This is a genomic window from Dyadobacter sp. CY323, assembly GCF_021390245.1.
In the GTDB taxonomy this organism is placed as follows: domain Bacteria; phylum Bacteroidota; class Bacteroidia; order Cytophagales; family Spirosomataceae; genus Dyadobacter.
On record NZ_JAJUXH010000002.1, the window covers coordinates 167364 to 185266 of the forward strand.

Below are 17903 nucleotides of genomic sequence, written 5' to 3' on the forward strand. Positions count from 1 at the left end.
TGGTTTTTCTACTTAGTTTTGTATTATAAATAAGATAATAACTAAACTGTAAAATAATGGCAACGTCAACAGAAACGTACATACCATACAAGGTAAAAGACATCTCGCTAGCCGAGTGGGGCCGCAAAGAAATCACATTGGCAGAAGCTGAAATGCCGGGTTTGATGTCCATTCGCTCTGAGTATGGTCCATCACAACCACTTGCTGGTGCACGTGTTGCCGGCTGTCTTCACATGACGATCCAGACTGCCGTTCTGATCGAAACATTGACTGCGCTGGGTGCGGAAGTTACCTGGTCATCCTGCAACATTTTCTCAACTCAAGACCACGCAGCAGCGGCGATCGCAGCAGCCGGGATCCCGGTTTATGCCTGGAAAGGAATGAATGAGGAAGAATTTAACTGGTGTATCGAGCAAACATTGTTCTTCGGCGAAGATCGCAAGCCATTGAATATGATCCTGGATGACGGCGGTGACCTTACTAACATGGTTTTCGACGAATATCCTGAGCTGATCGACGGTATCAGAGGACTTTCAGAAGAAACGACTACAGGCGTTCACCGTTTGTACGAGCGTTACAAAAATGGCACATTGCATTTGCCATCTATCAATGTAAACGACTCAGTTACAAAGTCTAAATTCGATAACAAATACGGCTGCCGCGAATCATTGGTGGATTCAATCCGTCGCGCAACCGACTTAATGCTGGCTGGTAAAGTGGCGGTTGTGGCAGGTTACGGTGATGTAGGTAAAGGTTCTGCGGAATCACTTCGTGGCGCTGGCTGCCGTGTACTGGTTACCGAAATCGACCCGATTTGTGCATTACAAGCTGCAATGGACGGATTTGAGGTAGTAACGATGGACGAAGCTGCAAGCCGTGCGAATATTTTCGTTACTGCAACCGGTAACTACAAGATTATCACTGAAAACCATTTCAGAAACATGCGCGACAAAGCGGTGGTTTGTAACATCGGTCACTTCGACAACGAAATCGACATGGCCTGGTTGAACAAATCATACGGACATACCAAATCGCAGATCAAACCACAGGTGGACATCTACAATGTAGAAGGAAAAGACATCATCGTACTCGCAGAAGGACGTTTGGTGAACCTTGGCTGCGCAATGGGCCACCCATCTTTCGTAATGTCATGCTCATTCTCCAACCAGACTCTGGCGCAAATCGAACTTTGGACCAACACGGCGGCTTACGAGAAAAAAGTATATGTACTTCCAAAAGCACTGGACGAAAAAGTAGCTGCATTGCACCTGTCACACGTTGGTGCAAAACTGGATACCCTTACTGACGAACAAGCTGCCTACATAGGCGTGTCAACAGCAGGACCATTCAAAGCGGAGACTTACAGATATTAATATAAGTTAAGGTTCAAATTGGTAAACCGCCTGCTTCGTAACTGGAGCAGGCGGTTTTATTTGGAGACTTGGCAAGTCTGCCAGACGGGGTCGCCTAGACTTACCAAGTCTAGGCGACCCCGTCTGGCAGACCCGTCTGATATACCGACTGGTCATTTCTCTCTAGCCGCCGGGTAATTACTTTGTCATATCGACTCACCTTTCCTCAAATTTCCATGGTAAATCTTTCTGAGAACCATCAGCAAAACTACCATGAGAAATTACTTCTTAGCCTCGATCGCACTACTTCTCGCCACCACGTTTTCCTTCTCTCAAAACAGCCGGCAGCGCGATATTGATGCATTTATAAGCCAAACCGGCGCAATCGCAACTACAGACAAAGCGACCAGTTCGCTCAATTTTCTCCGCTTCCCAATCGGACAAGCATTAAGCCTGGAAGGCAGCTCCCCAGAACAGAAAGCATTATCTTTTTTGACTAAATATCCAGGTCTTTTTGAAAGAAAAACGAAAGATTCCTATCAGATCAAAGAAAGCAAAAGAGACAATTACGGCCTGGATCACGTCACCATGCAGCAATACTACGACCGTGTACCCATTTATGACGGTGTTTTAAAATTTCATTTCAACAAGGAAGGTGAGTTAACCTCGGTAAATGGCAATTTTATCATTGCCGAAAAGTTGAATGTAACATCATCCATTTCAAGCGCAGAAGCCGGGCAGCAAGCCATTAAATTTGTTACCGGACAAAAACTAGGCAAGTTTTCAGCGCCATTAAAAATCAACAAAAACACATTGCTAGTCTTTCAGAAAGGTCTTGCGCAAGGCTATCGAGGTCCGTTGCATTTGGTGTATGAGGTGGAGGTACGTAATGATGCGGATGTAAGAGAGTTCCTGTACATCGATGCGCATACGAAGGAGTTGGTCGAGCAGTTTACCGGAATGCATAGCATTGATAGGAAGCTCTATGAAACCTCCGTTTCTGCGCCCAATTTGAAATGGCAGGAAGCGGATGGGATAGCTAGTCCTAAATTCACTGCTTTGGATCAATGGCAAAAATCAGAGATCGAATCGGCCGGGCATATTTATAATTTGATGAAGAATTCCTTTGGGTGGAATTCGTATGATGGTGCTGGGGCGACGATGATTACTATTAATAACGACCCAAATGCTTGGTGCCCAAACGCCAGTTGGAATGGCGTGACGGCAGGTTTTTGCACAGAGACTGCATCTGACGATGTCGTCGCACATGAATGGGCCCATGCCTACACTGAGTATACAAGTGGACTGATTTACGCCTGGCAAGCAGGGGCGCTAAACGAAGCATATTCTGATATTTGGGGCGAGACTGTTGACCAGCTAAACGGGTATTTTGATAGTGGAGAAAGTAACTCGCTCAGAAATGGTTGTGCAGGTTCAGCCAAGTGGAGAATTGGTGAGCAGGCTAGTGGATTAAATGGCCCGATAAGAGATATGTGGGATCCTACATGTAAAAACAATCCCGGGAAAATATCTGATCCTCAATATTGGTGCGCGTATAGTGACAATGGTGGCGTGCACATAAATTCGGGAGTGCTTAACCACGCATTTGCATTACTTGTGGATGGCGGCTCCTACAATGGACAAACGATAACAGGTTTAGGACTGACAAAAACTGCCCATCTGTTTTGGTATGCGCAGGCCGCATTCATGACTAAAACCACTGACTATTCTGCTCAAGCAGATATCCTGGAATCATCACTGATCAACTTGATAGGCGTTAATCTTCCAAATCTTTCTATAAATGCATTGCCTGGTGGCCCTTCCGGATCGAAATTCACCGCAACTGATATCGAGCAATTAGCACGGGTCATCGCGGCAGTTGAGATGAGAATGGAGAATGGATGTGGCTTTGCAAAGTTGTTCACGCCAGTTGAGCCATTGTGCAAAGGAGCTGAATCAAGTAACGCTTTTTTCTTTGAAAATTTTGAAAATGGCATTGAATTATGGACTGCGGAGAATTTTGGCAGTTCTCAAACCTGGACACCGCGTAATTGGAATATTGACATCTCGCCACCAGAGGGAAGAATAGGACAAGTTGCTTTTGCAAGTGATTTTAACGGGGGTGATTGTGGAGAACATTTGGAGAATGGCGTTATGAGTTTTACAAGCCCTGTTATTTCAATTCCTGCTGATGCAGTTGGTCCCTTTATGCTGGCGTTTGACCATTACATTTCGCTGGAACAGGGTTGGGATGGCGGACATGTTAGCTGCAGTATTGGAGGGGGAATTTGGAAACTTATTCCAAAAGTTGCATTTACTAAAAACGGATATAATTCAACTGTTGCAGGAGACAATCCACTTGCTGGCAACGAAGCTTTTTCAGGCGGTGATGAGGGCTCATTCAACTCTGGATGGGGCAATAGCAGGATTGACCTGAGTAGCCTGGGACTAATGGCAGGAAACAAAATCCGATTACGCTGGGATCTTAGTAGTGATGGATGTTTGGGATGGGACGGCTGGTATATTGATGATATCAGAGTATACACATGTGCTCTTCCAACAGTACAATTTGTTACTGAAACAAGTTTAATCAATGAGTCACAAGCAACTATTTCGAACTTATCCCCTAATCAATGTCTCCTCTATTCAGAGAAATTGATCACCGTCAAAATAAACAAAGCACCCTCACAGCCCGTGACCGTTACATTTCTACCACCAACAGGAACGGCTACGCAGGGACCTACTGCTGATTTTACACTAAGTCCATCAAGTTTTATTTTACAGGCCGGCACTCTCTCCAAGGATGTACTAGTCAAAATTTATAATGATGCGTATATGGAACCACAAGAAAATATTAAGCTTAAGTACATACTATCTAGCCCCGCCGGAGGAAATGCAATCTCCGAATTGTATAATCAGGAACACATCATTTCGATCATGGATGATGATATTGAACCCAGCCCAAGTAACACGACCGACTTGCTGTCAGAAAGCTTTAATGACGGATTTCCAATCGGCTGGAACGTCTTAGAAGGAGGGTCATACCCGGCAACATGGGGTGTTGTCAATTTTAATGATTTTTATCTCGATTCAAATGGCAAACCAATGCTCTTCATCAACAGTGACGTTATTGGACCGGATCATCCCATAGACAAGATTATCGAAACGCCTGTATTTAATTCGCTCGGACAAAAATCACTCAAGCTTTCATTTTGGGAATATTACGTTCCTTCGGGAAATGTGTTAGAAAAAGCAATTGTCGATTTTTGGGATGGGGAAGCCTGGCAAAACTTGCTGCTTCAAGATGCGACAGATCAAACGTCCGGCTCCTGGGAAGATCCTGTAATAAGAGATATTTTGATCCCGTCAGAGTATCAAAGTATGAATTCTAAAATTCGGTTTCGGTACATTGCTAACTACGACTGGTGGTGGGCGATCGACAATGTAAAGGTTACTGGGACTTACAACAACAACATCCAAACCACCCTCTCCCAAACCCCCGACTCCCAATACCTAGGTCCCAACTCCACCGTCTACTTCCGCGACCCGACCTCCGGCGACCTAATTGCCAAAATCAAAAACCTAACCGCCCATGATTATGGTTGTACTTCTGTCCAGGTTGATCGGGCTGGTACAGATGAAACCGCCTGGGTTGGGACGAAGAAGATTACTAAAAAGACTTTCAAGGTCACGCCGACGAATGTGAATCCGAATGGTAACTATGAAATTACGCTTTATTACAAAGCTTCCGAATTGGCCAATTTCAATGGGTCGGCCATTAAATCCATGGGGAAAAGCGATGGTGGAATTCAGCAGGCTACTGTTGCAAACAGTCAGACAGCTTCTGTGCAAATGGCGATGTTTAATAATGATTATGCTTATACTGCTACATTCAATTCGGGTTTCAGCGGGTTTGGATTGTCTGATGCTGCTGCTGGCAGCGCGCTGCCTGTGACGCTGGTCAAGTTTGAAGGAAAGAATACTTCCGAGGGAAATGTTCTGGTCTGGGAAACTTCTACAGAACTTAATAATGATTATTTCATAGTCGAGAGGTCAGTTGATGCTGAAAAATTTGTTGAGATCAGCAGAATGGAAGGAGTTGGCAATTCTGCGATCCGGAATACCTATTCGTTTACCGATAATAGTTTTATTAACTACCTCAATTATTACCGGTTAAAACAAGTCGACAAAGACGGAACATTTGCATACAGCCGGATGATCGCCGTTGAATCTCCGGGAAAGGACGGATTGAAATATTTTCCAAATCCGGTGCAATCCTTGCTGAACATTAAAATTCCGGAAAATGGGGCGAAATCTGGCAATGTCAGTGTGATTAATGCAGCTGGGCAAGTTGTTCTCAGTAAAGAGAACGTCAAAATCCAGAAGGGCGAACTGTCCATTGATCTATCGAAACTGGTGACCGGCATATATCAGATTGTGATATCGACTGAAAACGGAAGTTACCATTCATCGGTCGTTAAGGCTCCGTAGTAATGGTATGAAGTCACGAAAGTATTGAGACTATTGTAATTGCCAAACTGCCCGTCTAATTTTCGAGGTAGGCGGTTTTTTTATATAGACTCGCCCAGCCTTACCAAGTCTAGGCGAGTCTATATACCGCCTGGTCATTTCTCTCTAGCCGCCAGGTAATTACTTTGCCGTATCGACTCACCTTTCCTCAAATTTCCATGGTAAATCTTTCTGAAAACTTTCAGCACAACTGCCATGAGAAATTATTTCTTAGCCTCGATCGCACTACTTCTCGCCACCACGTTTTCCTTCTCTCAAAACAGCCGGCAGCGAGATATTGATGCATTTATAAGCCAAACCGGCGCAATCGCAACTACAGACAAAGCGACCAGTTCGCTCAATTTTCTCCGCTTTCCGATCGGACAAGCATTAAGCCTGGAAGGCAGCTCCCCAGAACGGAAAGCATTATTTTTTTTGACTAAATATCCAGGTCTTTTTGAAAGAAAGGCGAAAGATTCCTATCAAGTCAAAGAAAGCAAAAGAGACAATTACGGCCTGGATCACGTCACCATGCAGCAGTACTACGACCGTGTGCCAATTTATGACGGTGTTTTAAAATTTCATTTCAACAAAGAAGGTGGGTTAACCTCGGTAAATGGCAATTTTATCATTGCCGAAAAGTTGAATGTAACATCATCCATTTCAAGCGCAGAAGCCGGGCAGCAAGCCATTAAACTTGTTACCGGACAAAAACTAGGCAAGTTTTCAGCGCCATTAAAAATCAACAAAAACACATTGCTAGTCTTTCAGAAAGGTCTTGCACAAGGCTATCGAGGTCCGTTGCATTTGGTGTATGAGGTGGAGGTACGTAATGATGCGGATGTAAGAGAGTTTCTTTATATCGACGCACATACAAAAGAATTGGTGGAGCAATTTACGGGGATGCATGGTATTGATCGGAAGCTGTATGAGACCTTTATCTCCGACCAAAATTTAAAATGGCAGGAAAGCGATGGAACATCTGGGCCAATCTTCGGCGCACTGAATCAATGGAAAAAATCGGAAATCGAGTCTTCAGAACATATTTACAATTTGATGAAAAATGCATTTGGCCAAAATTCCTATAACAATGCTGACGCGACAATGATGACCGTTGACAATATCCCAAATGGTTGCCCCAACGCAAATTGGAATGGAATTTCGGCAAACTTTTGCTCGGGTGGAGCTACTGATGACATTGTCGCACATGAATGGGCTCACGCCTATACTGAGCATACGAGTGGGCTGATATACGCCTGGCAGGCCGGAGCACTCAATGAATCCTATTCGGACATCTGGGGTGAGACGGTTGATCAGCTGAATGGTTATTTCGATGCAGGTGAGAATAACGCTCAAAGAAACGGATGTGCTAGTTCTACAAAGTGGCAAATTGGCGAACAAGCTAGCAATTTTGGAGGTGCTATCAGAGATATGTGGGATCCTACTTGTAAGGGAAGTCCCGGGAAAGTTTCTGACCCGCAATACTCTTGCTCCCCGGCTGACCATGGAAATGTTCATAGCAATTCCGGGATAATAAACCATGCATTCGCGTTATTGGCGGACGGCGGAAATTATAATGGTCAGAACATTACGGCAATTGGCCTCACAAAAGCAGCTCACATTTTCTGGCGGGCGCAATCGTCTCACATCACATCCACTACTGACTTTGCAGCCCAAGCTGATATTCTGGAAGCAGTCTTGACTGAATTAATAGGGATTGATTTAGCTAAATTGTCAACATCTACCATGCAGGCTGGTTTATCAGGTGAAAAAATAACTGCTTCTGACCTAATACAATTAAAAAAGGTTATCAGTGCTGTTGAAATGAGAGCGAATGGCTGTCTTCTCAATCCAAACTCGCAACCATTATTCGAAACACTTACACCTTTATGCAAAGGTGCACTTCCGGGCAATGCCTTTTTTTATGAGGATTTTGAAAACGGTTCTGGTGCTTGGATCACAAGCAACAATGGAGTATTTCCAACCTGGACTACACGTAACTGGGTCATAGATGATACACCTCCGGGAGGCAGAAATGGGAAAGTGCTGTTTGCTGACAATTTCAATGGTGGAGACTGCGTCAATAATTTGCAAAGTGGTGTCATGAGTGTCACCAGCCCGCTGATAATCATTCCTTTGGATGCAACGGGCCCTTTCAATTTAGCTTTTGACCATTTTGTTTCTCTACAAAATGAATCGGACGGCGGAAATCTGAAATATAAGATTGGTAACGGTTCATGGACGCTTATTCCAAAATCTGCTTTTATTGACAATGCTTACAATGCAGCGCTGCTCAATTGCATGAATGACTGTGACAACCCTCTCCTTAGCCAAGATGTATTTACTGGTGGTAACGGCGGCTCCCTTACTTCAAATTGGGGGCAGAGCCGAATAGATCTTAGCTCACTTGGATTAAGCGCTGGTCAAACTATTCAATTCCGCTGGGATTTGGGTAGTGATGGTTGTGGTAGCTGGGAAGGCTGGTATATTGATGATATCAGAGTATACTCATGCTCGTTACCCACGGTTCAGTTTACAACAACTACAACAAGCGTTAATGAAGGAGAAGCAAATTTGCCTGGCGAAATGCCTAACCAATGCTTATCATACATTGAAAAAAAAATTACTATAAAAATAAATAAAGCGCCCTCTCAACCAGTATTGGTTACCTTAAACCCTCCAACAGGTACCGCACAACCCGGTAATAACGCTGACTATACCCTAATCCCGAATAACTTCATATTGCAGGCCGGAACTTTATCAAAAGACATTCTGATCCGAGTGTACAATGACGCCAATTTTGAAGGAGATGAAACTGTGCTAGTAAGCTATTCTCTGTCGCTTCCGAATGGAGGCAACGCGAGCACTGAACTATTTAATCAGCAACATACGGTCACACTTATAGACGATGAATTAGTACCGGAAAACACTTCGCTAAATCTTATTGATGCCAATTTCAATGATGGTCTACCCATTGGCTGGAAAACTATTGGAGAAGGAAGTTTCCCGGAAAATTGGGATGTTGTAGACTATAAAGGCTTGCAAAACCTAGATCCTTCTGGTACCCCATACTTATATACCAATAGTGGTTGGGGATTCCAAGCTCCCGGACAATTAGATAGGATTATAGAAACCATCCCTTTTAACTCGCTCGATGCTAAATCCCTGAATGTCTCTTTCTTCGAATTCTTTCTACCTATTTCAGGAATTAAGGATTTTCCAGAACAAGGAACAGTCGATGTTTGGGATGGTTCAATCTGGCATAACTTATTGACCCAAAATAAAGAGACTGGTGAATCCGGAGACTGGGACTCCCCAGCTAACAGAGAAATCGCGATCCCATTAGCTTTTCGTAATGCTGCAATGAAAATTCGGTTCAGATATATAGCTGATTGGAATGGTTTGTGGGCAATAGATAACTTTAAGATTACTGCCACATACAATAACAACATCCAAACCACCATCTCCCAAACCCCCGATTCCCAATACCTTGGCCCAAACGCCACCGTCTACTTCCGCGACCCAACCTCCGGCGACCTTATAGCTAAAATCAAAAACCTCACCGCCCACGATTACGGCTGTACTTCGGTTCAAGTTGACCGGGCTGGCATCGACGAAACAAATTGGGTCGGGACGAAGAAGATTACCAAAAAAACGTTCAAAGTCACGCCGACGAATGTGAGTCCGAACGGCAACTATGAGATTACGCTTTATTACAAGGCTTCTGAATTGGCCAATTTCAATGGAGCTGATATTAAATCCATGGGGAAAAGCGATGGTGGAATTCAGCAGGCTACTGTTGCAAACAGTCAGACAGCTCCTGTGCAAATGGCGATGTTTAATAATGATTATGCTTATACTGCTACATTCAATTCGGGTTTCAGCGGGTTTGGATTATCTGATGCTGCTGCTGGCAGCGCGCTGCCTGTGACGCTGGTCAAGTTTGAAGGAAAGAATACTTCCGAGGGAAATGTTCTGGACTGGGAAACTTCTACAGAACTTAATAATGATTATTTCATAGTCGAGAGGTCAGTTGATGCTGAAAAATTTGTTGAGATCAGCAGAATGGAAGGAGTTGGCAATTCTGCGATCCGGAATACCTATTCGTTTACCGATAATAGTTTTATTAACTACCTCAATTATTACCGGTTAAAACAAGTCGACAAAGACGGAACATTTGCATACAGCCGGATGATCGCCGTTGAATCTCCAGGAAAGGACGGATTGAAATATTTTCCAAATCCGGTGCAATCCTTGCTGAACATTAAAATTCCGGAAAATGGGGCGAAATCTGGCAATGTCAGCGTGATTAATGCAGCTGGGCAAGTTGTTCTCAGTAAAGAGAACGTCAAAATCCAGAAGGGCGAACTGTCCATTGATCTATCGAAACTGGTGACCGGCATATATCAGATTGTGGTAACGACCGAAAATGGAAGTTACCATTCATCGGTCGTTAAGGCTCCTTGATAATTGGAGAGACTAGACTTGGTAAGTCTGGGCGACCCCGTCTTTAAAACTTACCTAGTCTAGTCTTACTCCCTCGAAGGCGGCAACAAATCAACCACCTTCCCCGGCGTCGGAAATGCAATTCCATTCTCGTCGAAAACCCGTTTCACCGCTTTCATTGCAATACTTTTTGCCGGGCCCGGGCCGATTTTGTCTTGGTTGATCCAGAAAAGGATTTCAAAATCGATGCTTTTTTCGCTAAACCGGATGAAGTTGAGTTCGATGGGTTTTAGCTTTTGAAGAAAAGGAAGCTGATTAATGGCTGATAATGCAAGGTTTTCGACAATTGACAAATCGTCTTTATACCCAATACTGCATTCCATTTGAACCCTACGCTCGCCGGAAAATGTGAAGTTGACAATGGGTTTTTGGAAAATATCCTTACTCGGAATTTCAACGTGCTGACCAGCGAAATTATCCAGCTTCACAGACCGTAGCCCGATCGATAAAACCTTGCCTGTAAAACCATTGGTTTCAATGACATCACCCACTTTAATCGGTCTTTGAATGGCAATAAAAGCGCCGGATATAAAATTGGTAGTAAGGTCCTGGAATGCGAAACCCAGCGCCAATGCAAGTACTCCCGCACCGGCCAGCAGGGAAGTGACGGTTTTATCCAAACCCAAAACACCCAATGAAAAGAACAAGCCCGTCATGACAATGGAAATCCGGGTAATGGCCGAAACCAGGCTGACGAGGGCAATATTCTGAGATGCCCGGCTTAATATCCGCTCCATAAAACGGCTTCCATACCGAGCCAAAAACCGGAAGATTACCAGTATAACAATCGCCAGGACTACATTCGGCACAAAGCGAACTCCGTCCACAAACCAGCGGTCGAGCTTAACGGCAATCGGGTCTACTATTTTTGAAATCTGCGCAAAAATCATATTCTGTAAAAACGGCAAGTATGTATTTTGCCTCTCACAAATAAAAAGAAAAACGATTTAAAAGCCCATTACACAAAAAAACGGCTGGGGACGTTACCCAGCCGTTTCAAGCAAAAAACTTCCAAAAAGAATCACAACTTCGCCAAAAGCTCTTTCTTCTTTTCGTTGAATTCCTCTTCCGTAATCTGACCTCTTTCAAACAAAATGTTTATCTTCTCAATCGTCGCGATAATAATATCCTGAGGCGAGGCATCGCTATCCTCAGAACGCAAATCGGCATTGGAGGTTACATCATAGGCGATTTCAGGGGTCGCTTGCTTTTGCTCGCTGGGTTCGGAAATGACCGATAAACTGTTCAGATCAACCTGTCCCTCCTGGCTGGTGAACTTGTAAGAACTTCCCGCACCTTGCTGCTGTGAAATTCCGGTAATATGGTGATGCTTGGTATCGTAAATGGTCCGCTTGCCATTATCTTCGATCACCAGCCTGCGAACCGGGCCGAAATAGGCATACCGAAAATTGTTTTGTGATCCACTGGAAGTTGGGTTTCCAAAAACCGATGGCCACGACGCACCCGCACTACCGGAAAAATGACCCAGTGTTTCCTGTTTCCCGTTCGTTAAATCGGATGTTTCTTCAAACAAGACTTTCGTTGTAACCAACCCGGAAAGTTCGCTGCTCAGCTTGTCCACGGTCCCTTTCAGCGAGCTGTTAAACATGTCGCCCACCATCGTCATGCCGCCTTTCATCCATTGGCCCTGTCCGCCCAATTCAGGAATATTGAACTGCGCCATCGATCCCCCGCCATTGATAATGGCTTTCAGAAGTGCCTCAACCGACTCATTTTTAAGGTTATATTTTGCCGCAATATCATTTACATACTGCTGACCTTCTTTCGTTAATGCTTTCATATCTGACATTTCTTTTTCTCTATCGTCACAAAAACAGTGCCATGCGGAGCTTAGAACTACTTCACGCCTAACTTCAGCCATTTTTGCTGCAATGCAGACTGGTCTCCGATATTTGTCTGCTCACGCGCACGTGCCTTCGCATTTGCAATGCGTTCACCAGTTAGTGGATGACTGCTCAGCATTTCAACACTACCTGAGTCGCCGCCGTGGCTTTCCAGCAACTTAAACAGGTCTACAAACCCTTTAAGACTGATTCCGTTACTTTCCAACGTTTCCATTGCTTTCCGATCTGCCTCGGTTTCCAGCTCCCGCGAGTACGTTAGATTTATCAGCATATTCGAATTTTCGGCCAGCACGGCCACAATCCCGCTCACATCGCCTAATATTAAGGAAATGAACAAGTAACTGCCAAGACTTCGCGACACGCTTTTCAATGAATGCCGGTAGTGGACGTGCGCCACTTCATGTGCCAGAAGCGCAGCCAATTCTTCCTTCGTCCGCATCCCTTCCAGTATTTTGTCAAAAACCACAATGTGTCCGCCTGGCAGCGCAAATGCATTGGCCTGGTCTTCCTTAACAACCGTTACTTTAACCGGATAGGTCGTTTTAAAATCAATGGATTTGGCGAAATCATTAACTCCCGAAGTCAGCTTTTCATCTACTTTATAACCTGCAATAACACGTTCATAGAGTGAATCGCCGATTTTTGTTTCGAAATCCTGGGGAATGCGGGAGGCAATTTTTTGAGAAAAATAAGGAAGTCCATACCAGTAAAAGCAAGCCAGTGAGCCAAGTATGGTGATTAATAAAATAACAAAAAATGCATTACTGCCCCAAAAACGACCTAAACCCTGCTTTTTGAAAAACACAACCGAAGGATACTTTCCTCGTAACAACTCCGGTAGATCCTCTTCTTTGCATTCAATGGTCTGTAAATGAAAATCAGTATACCTGAAAATAAAAAGGGTACTGGTAAAATTCGGATCGGCAGCTATGCGCGCCAGCTCCCACCTCGCATACTGCATCACACCGGATTGCTCCGTATAATGGATCAGCCAGTGATCGGGCATGAGTGTCAGCGTCGCATCGTGCGCAAACGATGTCATTCCATCACTAAATCTTATAGGAAAACTTTGCATGAAACCGGATCATATTCGAAACGTCAGGTCAATATCGATTTTTTTAATCAAAAAAATACCGCGGGACAAGCATCCCGCGGTATTTGCATTACAACCTTAATCCCTAACTTGATGCTGATGGCATCGGCAAATACTATAATTCGTTTTTAACGGTTCCGGAAACCCTGTCGAGCTCGATTTTGGCGGACAGATAATCGAAAACGGCTTCCAGATAATTGGCTTTGGCGGTGGTTAATGCAAATTCGGCATCCATCAGTTCCAGCCGGGTCGCTACTCCTTTTTCGTACCGATATTTGGTGATGGAATAGCTGAGTTCAGCCGTTTTCGAAACGTTTTCCTGGGTTTTGATCCTTTCAGAGCTCTCTACCAAACCGGCCAAAACCTGTTTTACTTCAGCTTTCAGGTTTTCCTGCGCATTGGTATAAATCACGTCGGCTTGTTGTCTTTCAATCTTGCCCAGCGCAATGCGGTTCACATTTTGGTTACCATTAAAAATGGGTATCGCAAACTGAATTCCGGCGTAAAAAACCGGTGGGTATCCCGCATTTCCAAACCGGAACTGGTTGGTCTGCGTCTGTAACTGATACTGGCTTATAAAATTCACAACCGGGAGTCTGGCTGATTTATACAGATCAATTTCCTTGTCATTAATCTCTTTATTTAAGGTCAGGATCTGTAAATCCGGCCGTTGTTGCACCGATAATCTGTATGTACCCGTTTCAGATGGAATTGAATCGGCCGGACTGAGTTGAAGCTGATCGGAAAGTTTATAATCCGTTTCCGAAACATCGCCCAGCAAATTCCGAAGTTGTGTTTGACTGATCTGTAACGCATAAGTCAGTCGCAAAACATCCGGCTCCAGATTTTTGACCAACGTGTAGGCACGCAAGGTATCCACGCGCAATGCTTTACCTTGTGCCAAAAGATATTTCGAGTCATTTAAAGCTTTCTGATTTCGCAGGATGCTTTCTTTTTGGAGTTTCAAACGTTCATCCAAAACCAGTATCCGCACATAATTCTGTTTCACCCGCGCCACGACATCTACCTCTTTTTCCTGAAAAATAAGCTTACTCTGTTTTTCCAGAAGTCTTCTTCGCTGGATTTCGTGGCGGGCGCCGGAATTGTAAATCGGCTGAACCAACGAAACCTGGGCACCCGCGAGGTCCTCACCTCCGAACCGTGCATAATCAATGCGTTCAGAAGATGATGAATTTCCATTTAACCCAAAGAAAACCGGCTTTTGAAAGTAATGTTGAAATTGTCCGGTGAGACTAATATTTGGCATCATCAAACCTCTTGTTATAGCTGTTTGCTGCGACGATTTCTGTATTCCAATGGAGTCAATGCGCAGTTCGCGGTTGTGAAGCTTAGCCTGCTCAATGGCCTGTTCCAGGGAAAGCGACTGATTTTGTGATTTGGCAAAAAACGGTGTCAAAGTCATGATCGCGATCAAAACACTCACTGCGCTGCCGTGTAGCAAGCTTTCTTTCACATTTTCCGGTTTCGACTCATCCTGATGTTTTTTTAATGGTCTGGATAAATACGAATAAATGGACGGGATCACGTAAAGGGTAAGTACACCCGCGAAAATCAATCCGCCAACTACCACAATACCAAGCGATTGCCGGCTACCGGACGATGTTCCGAGTGACAATGCGATTGGTAATGTTCCGAAAATCATCGCAAGAGTCGTCATTAAGATCGGGCGGAAACGCGATACGGCGGCGATCTTGGCAGCTTCAAATGTACTTTGACCCTCTTCCTTGCTCTGGTTTGCGAATTCCACGATCAGGATGCCGTTTTTAGTGATCAGACCAATGAGCATAATGATCCCGATCTGACTGAAAATATTAACGGTTTGAGCTGTAAACCAGAGACTTAACAATGCCCCGGTTAATGCCATAGGAACGGTTAACAGAATGATAAACGGATCGACCAGACTTTCGAATTGGGCTGCCAGAACCAGGTAAATGAGGATAATGGCGAAAATGAATGCAAAAATCAGACTGGAACTGCTTTCGGAATAATCGCGGCTTTGTCCGGCCAATGCAGTCGTAAAACCTTTGGGCAATTCTTTGGAAGTGATGTTATCCAATTCCTGAATTGCTTCTCCGAGACTCACATCCGCAGCCGGAGTTGCAGAAATGGTAGCACTGTAAGATTGGTTGTAACGGTAAATTGCCGGTGGACTAATGCCCTCATTTTGCTTGGTAACATTGTCCAGTGACACCATTTCGCCACTTCCTGATTTCAGGTAAAGGGATTTCAGGTCATACGGTGCCGAGCGGTCTTCGCGATCGAGCTGACCGATTACTTCGTACTGCCGGTCATTGAAAATGAAGTACCCATATCGTCTGCTACTTAATGCAAGTTGTAAAGTCTGGCCAATATCCTGGGTCGAAATACCGAGCTGGGCAGCCCGCTGACGATCGATACTGATGCTGATTTCGGGACGGTTGATCTTGAAATCGGCGTCTGCAAAAGTCAGTTTTTTGCTACTTCCCACCTGTGTCATCAGTTTCGGCATTACATCGATCAAACCTTTCAAACTCGGCGCCTGGATCACATACTGCACAGGCTGGGTATTTCCATAGCCACCAATGGTCGGTAACTGGATCGGAATGATCAGCACATTTCTGAATCGCTGGGTAGCCATAACCAGTTTCATAAAGATCTGCGCTTGTGTCAACCCACTTGTTCTATCTTTTGGCTCTTTCAAAAATATCCATTGAAAACCGCCATTCACCGGTTGGGCCAATGTGCCTCCCGCAGCGGCGACGGCGGTATAAGTTCGTTGCTCGTTCAAATCGGGAATGGAATCACTGATGTAGTTACCGATCTCCTTCATGCTCGCCTCCATACTTTCGTACGAAGTTCCTTCCGGCGCAATGACCGCAAGTCCGATCATCGACCTGTCCTCCAACGGAGCAAGTTCAGACGGAAGTTTCGGCGAGAGCCAGAATGCGACCCCGAATGAGATAAGCAGTAACACCACACCGAGCCAGCGGACTTTCATAAATGCCGACAATGAGCTTGCATACGCATTGTTCAGCGCTACGAACCACGGTTCAGTTTTCTTATAAAGCCAATTATGTGAAGTGCCGGATTTGAGCAAATAGGCGCTCATCATCGGTGTGAGTGTTAATGCAACAAAAGCGGAAACTGTGACAGAACCAGCCACTACAATGGCAAATTCTTTGAACAAACGGCCCGTTAATCCACCTAAAAACAGAATGGGAAGGAATACCGCGACCAATGTGATCGTCGTGGAAATTACTGCGAAGTAAATTTCATTAGACCCGAGCCGCGCCGCCTGGACCGGCGACATGCCTTGTTCGACCTTGCTATATATATTTTCCAAAACAATGATCGCATCATCCACCACCAGACCAATCGCCAGTACCAGACCTAAAAGTGTCAGTACGTTGATCGAAAAGCCAGCCACATACATGATGAAGAATGCGGAAATAATGGAAACCGGGATTGCGAGCAGTGGAATGAGCGTACTGCGCCAGTCGCGGAGGAAGACGAATATGATCAGCGAAACCAATGCGAATGCAAGCAAAAGTGTTTCTTCTACTTCGGAAAGTGAATTACGGACGGGAACGGTAAAGTCCTTTCCCAATGCGATTTCGTATTCCTTCGGGGCTGTTTTTTTGATCTCTTCGAAACGGTTTTTAAACTCGTCCACAATCGCCAGAGAGTTGGCTCCGCGTTGCGGACTTACGCCCGTACCCACGCCATAAGCGGCGGTGCGTCCATTGTAAATGATCATCGCAGTGCGTTCGTTTTGAGACGACATCACAGCTTGTCCCACATCTTTAAACCGAACGATTGCGCCTCCATTTTCCCGGAGGATCATGTTATTAAAATCATCCTCGGTCACCAAACGACCTTGTGTACGTAACGTAACTTCCGTGTTCTGGCCCTCGATCCGGCCACTTGGTAAGTCTACATTTTCACGTTGCAAAGCAGTTTGAATATCGGCAGGCGTTAACCCGTAGGCAGCCAGTTTTACCGGATCCATTCTCAAACGCATGGCTCGTTTGCGGCCGGCATAAGAATCCACGAGCCGCACTCCGGGAATGGACTGAAGTCTTTCCTTAATGTTGATATTAACAAAATCGGTAACATCTTCCAGCGTTTTGGTTTTGCTCTGAACGGTTAGAAACACCAGAAAATCGGCCGGACCGGCTTTTTCTACGATGGTAGGCTCAATATCGGTGGGCAGTTGCTGACGTGATTTCGAAACTTTGTCCCGAACATCATTTGCAGCCGCTTCGAGATCCGCATTTAATTCAAACTCTACGGTGATAATACTCACCTGCTCGCGGGAAGTGGAGGAAACGGCACGGATGCCATTTGCTTCTGCGATGGCTTCTTCCAAAGGTTTTGTGACCTGAGAAGCGATAATGTCTGCGCTGGCACCGGGATACACCGTGGTTACCATTACAATTGGCGAATCGGTTACTGGATATTCCCTGGTTCCCAGGAAGTTATAGCCTACAATACCGAAAAGTATAAGCAGTACGGACATTACCCCGGCCAATACAGGCCGGGAAATGCTTACTTGTGAAATTGCACTCATTGCTAATA

Annotated in this window: 7 protein-coding genes; 3 read left to right on the plus strand and 4 right to left on the minus strand. The window is 44.9% G+C overall.

The genetic code is table 11. From position 1 onward, the window contains the following. Positions 1–56: 56 nt before the first annotated feature. The 3 genes from ahcY to LZG72_RS04055 all read left to right on the plus strand — a co-directional run bounded on the left by ahcY (position 57) and on the right by LZG72_RS04055 (position 10328). On the plus strand, positions 57–1373 hold the full coding sequence (ahcY, locus tag LZG72_RS04045; protein WP_233867870.1) for an adenosylhomocysteinase: 1317 nt from the start codon (positions 57–59) through the stop codon (positions 1371–1373). Between the two features lie 252 nt (positions 1374–1625). Further along, positions 1626–5843, plus strand: coding sequence for a M4 family metallopeptidase (locus tag LZG72_RS04050; protein WP_233867873.1), 4218 nt, complete (start codon positions 1626–1628; stop codon positions 5841–5843). Positions 5844–6077: 234 nt separating this feature from the next. Next, positions 6078–10328 carry a M4 family metallopeptidase gene (locus tag LZG72_RS04055; protein ID WP_233867876.1) on the plus strand — a complete coding sequence of 1417 codons (4251 nt, stop codon included), beginning with the start codon at positions 6078–6080 and terminating at the stop codon, positions 10326–10328. Positions 10329–10393: 65 nt separating this feature from the next. Here the strand turns inward: LZG72_RS04055 and LZG72_RS04060 are convergent, their stop codons facing one another. The 4 genes from LZG72_RS04060 to LZG72_RS04080 form a co-directional block, all read right to left on the minus strand. Further along, entirely contained in the window at positions 10394–11257 is an 864-nt protein-coding gene (locus tag LZG72_RS04060; protein WP_233867879.1) for a mechanosensitive ion channel family protein, read from the minus strand. A gap of 131 nt (positions 11258–11388) precedes the next feature. Further along, positions 11389–12168 carry an SHOCT domain-containing protein gene (locus LZG72_RS04065; protein WP_233867880.1) on the minus strand — a complete coding sequence of 260 codons (780 nt, stop codon included), beginning with the start codon at positions 12166–12168 and terminating at the stop codon, positions 11389–11391. A 56-nt stretch (positions 12169–12224) separates the two neighbouring features. Further along, a complete protein-coding gene (locus LZG72_RS04070) occupies positions 12225–13274 on the minus strand; it encodes a M48 family metallopeptidase (RefSeq protein ID WP_233867883.1) in 1050 nt (349 codons plus the stop codon). Positions 13275–13440: 166 nt separating this feature from the next. Beyond that, positions 13441–17895: an efflux RND transporter permease subunit gene (locus tag LZG72_RS04080; RefSeq protein WP_310590541.1), complete on the minus strand. Its 4455-nt coding sequence runs from the start codon at positions 17893–17895 to the stop codon at positions 13441–13443. Between the last annotated feature and the right edge of the window lie 8 nt (positions 17896–17903).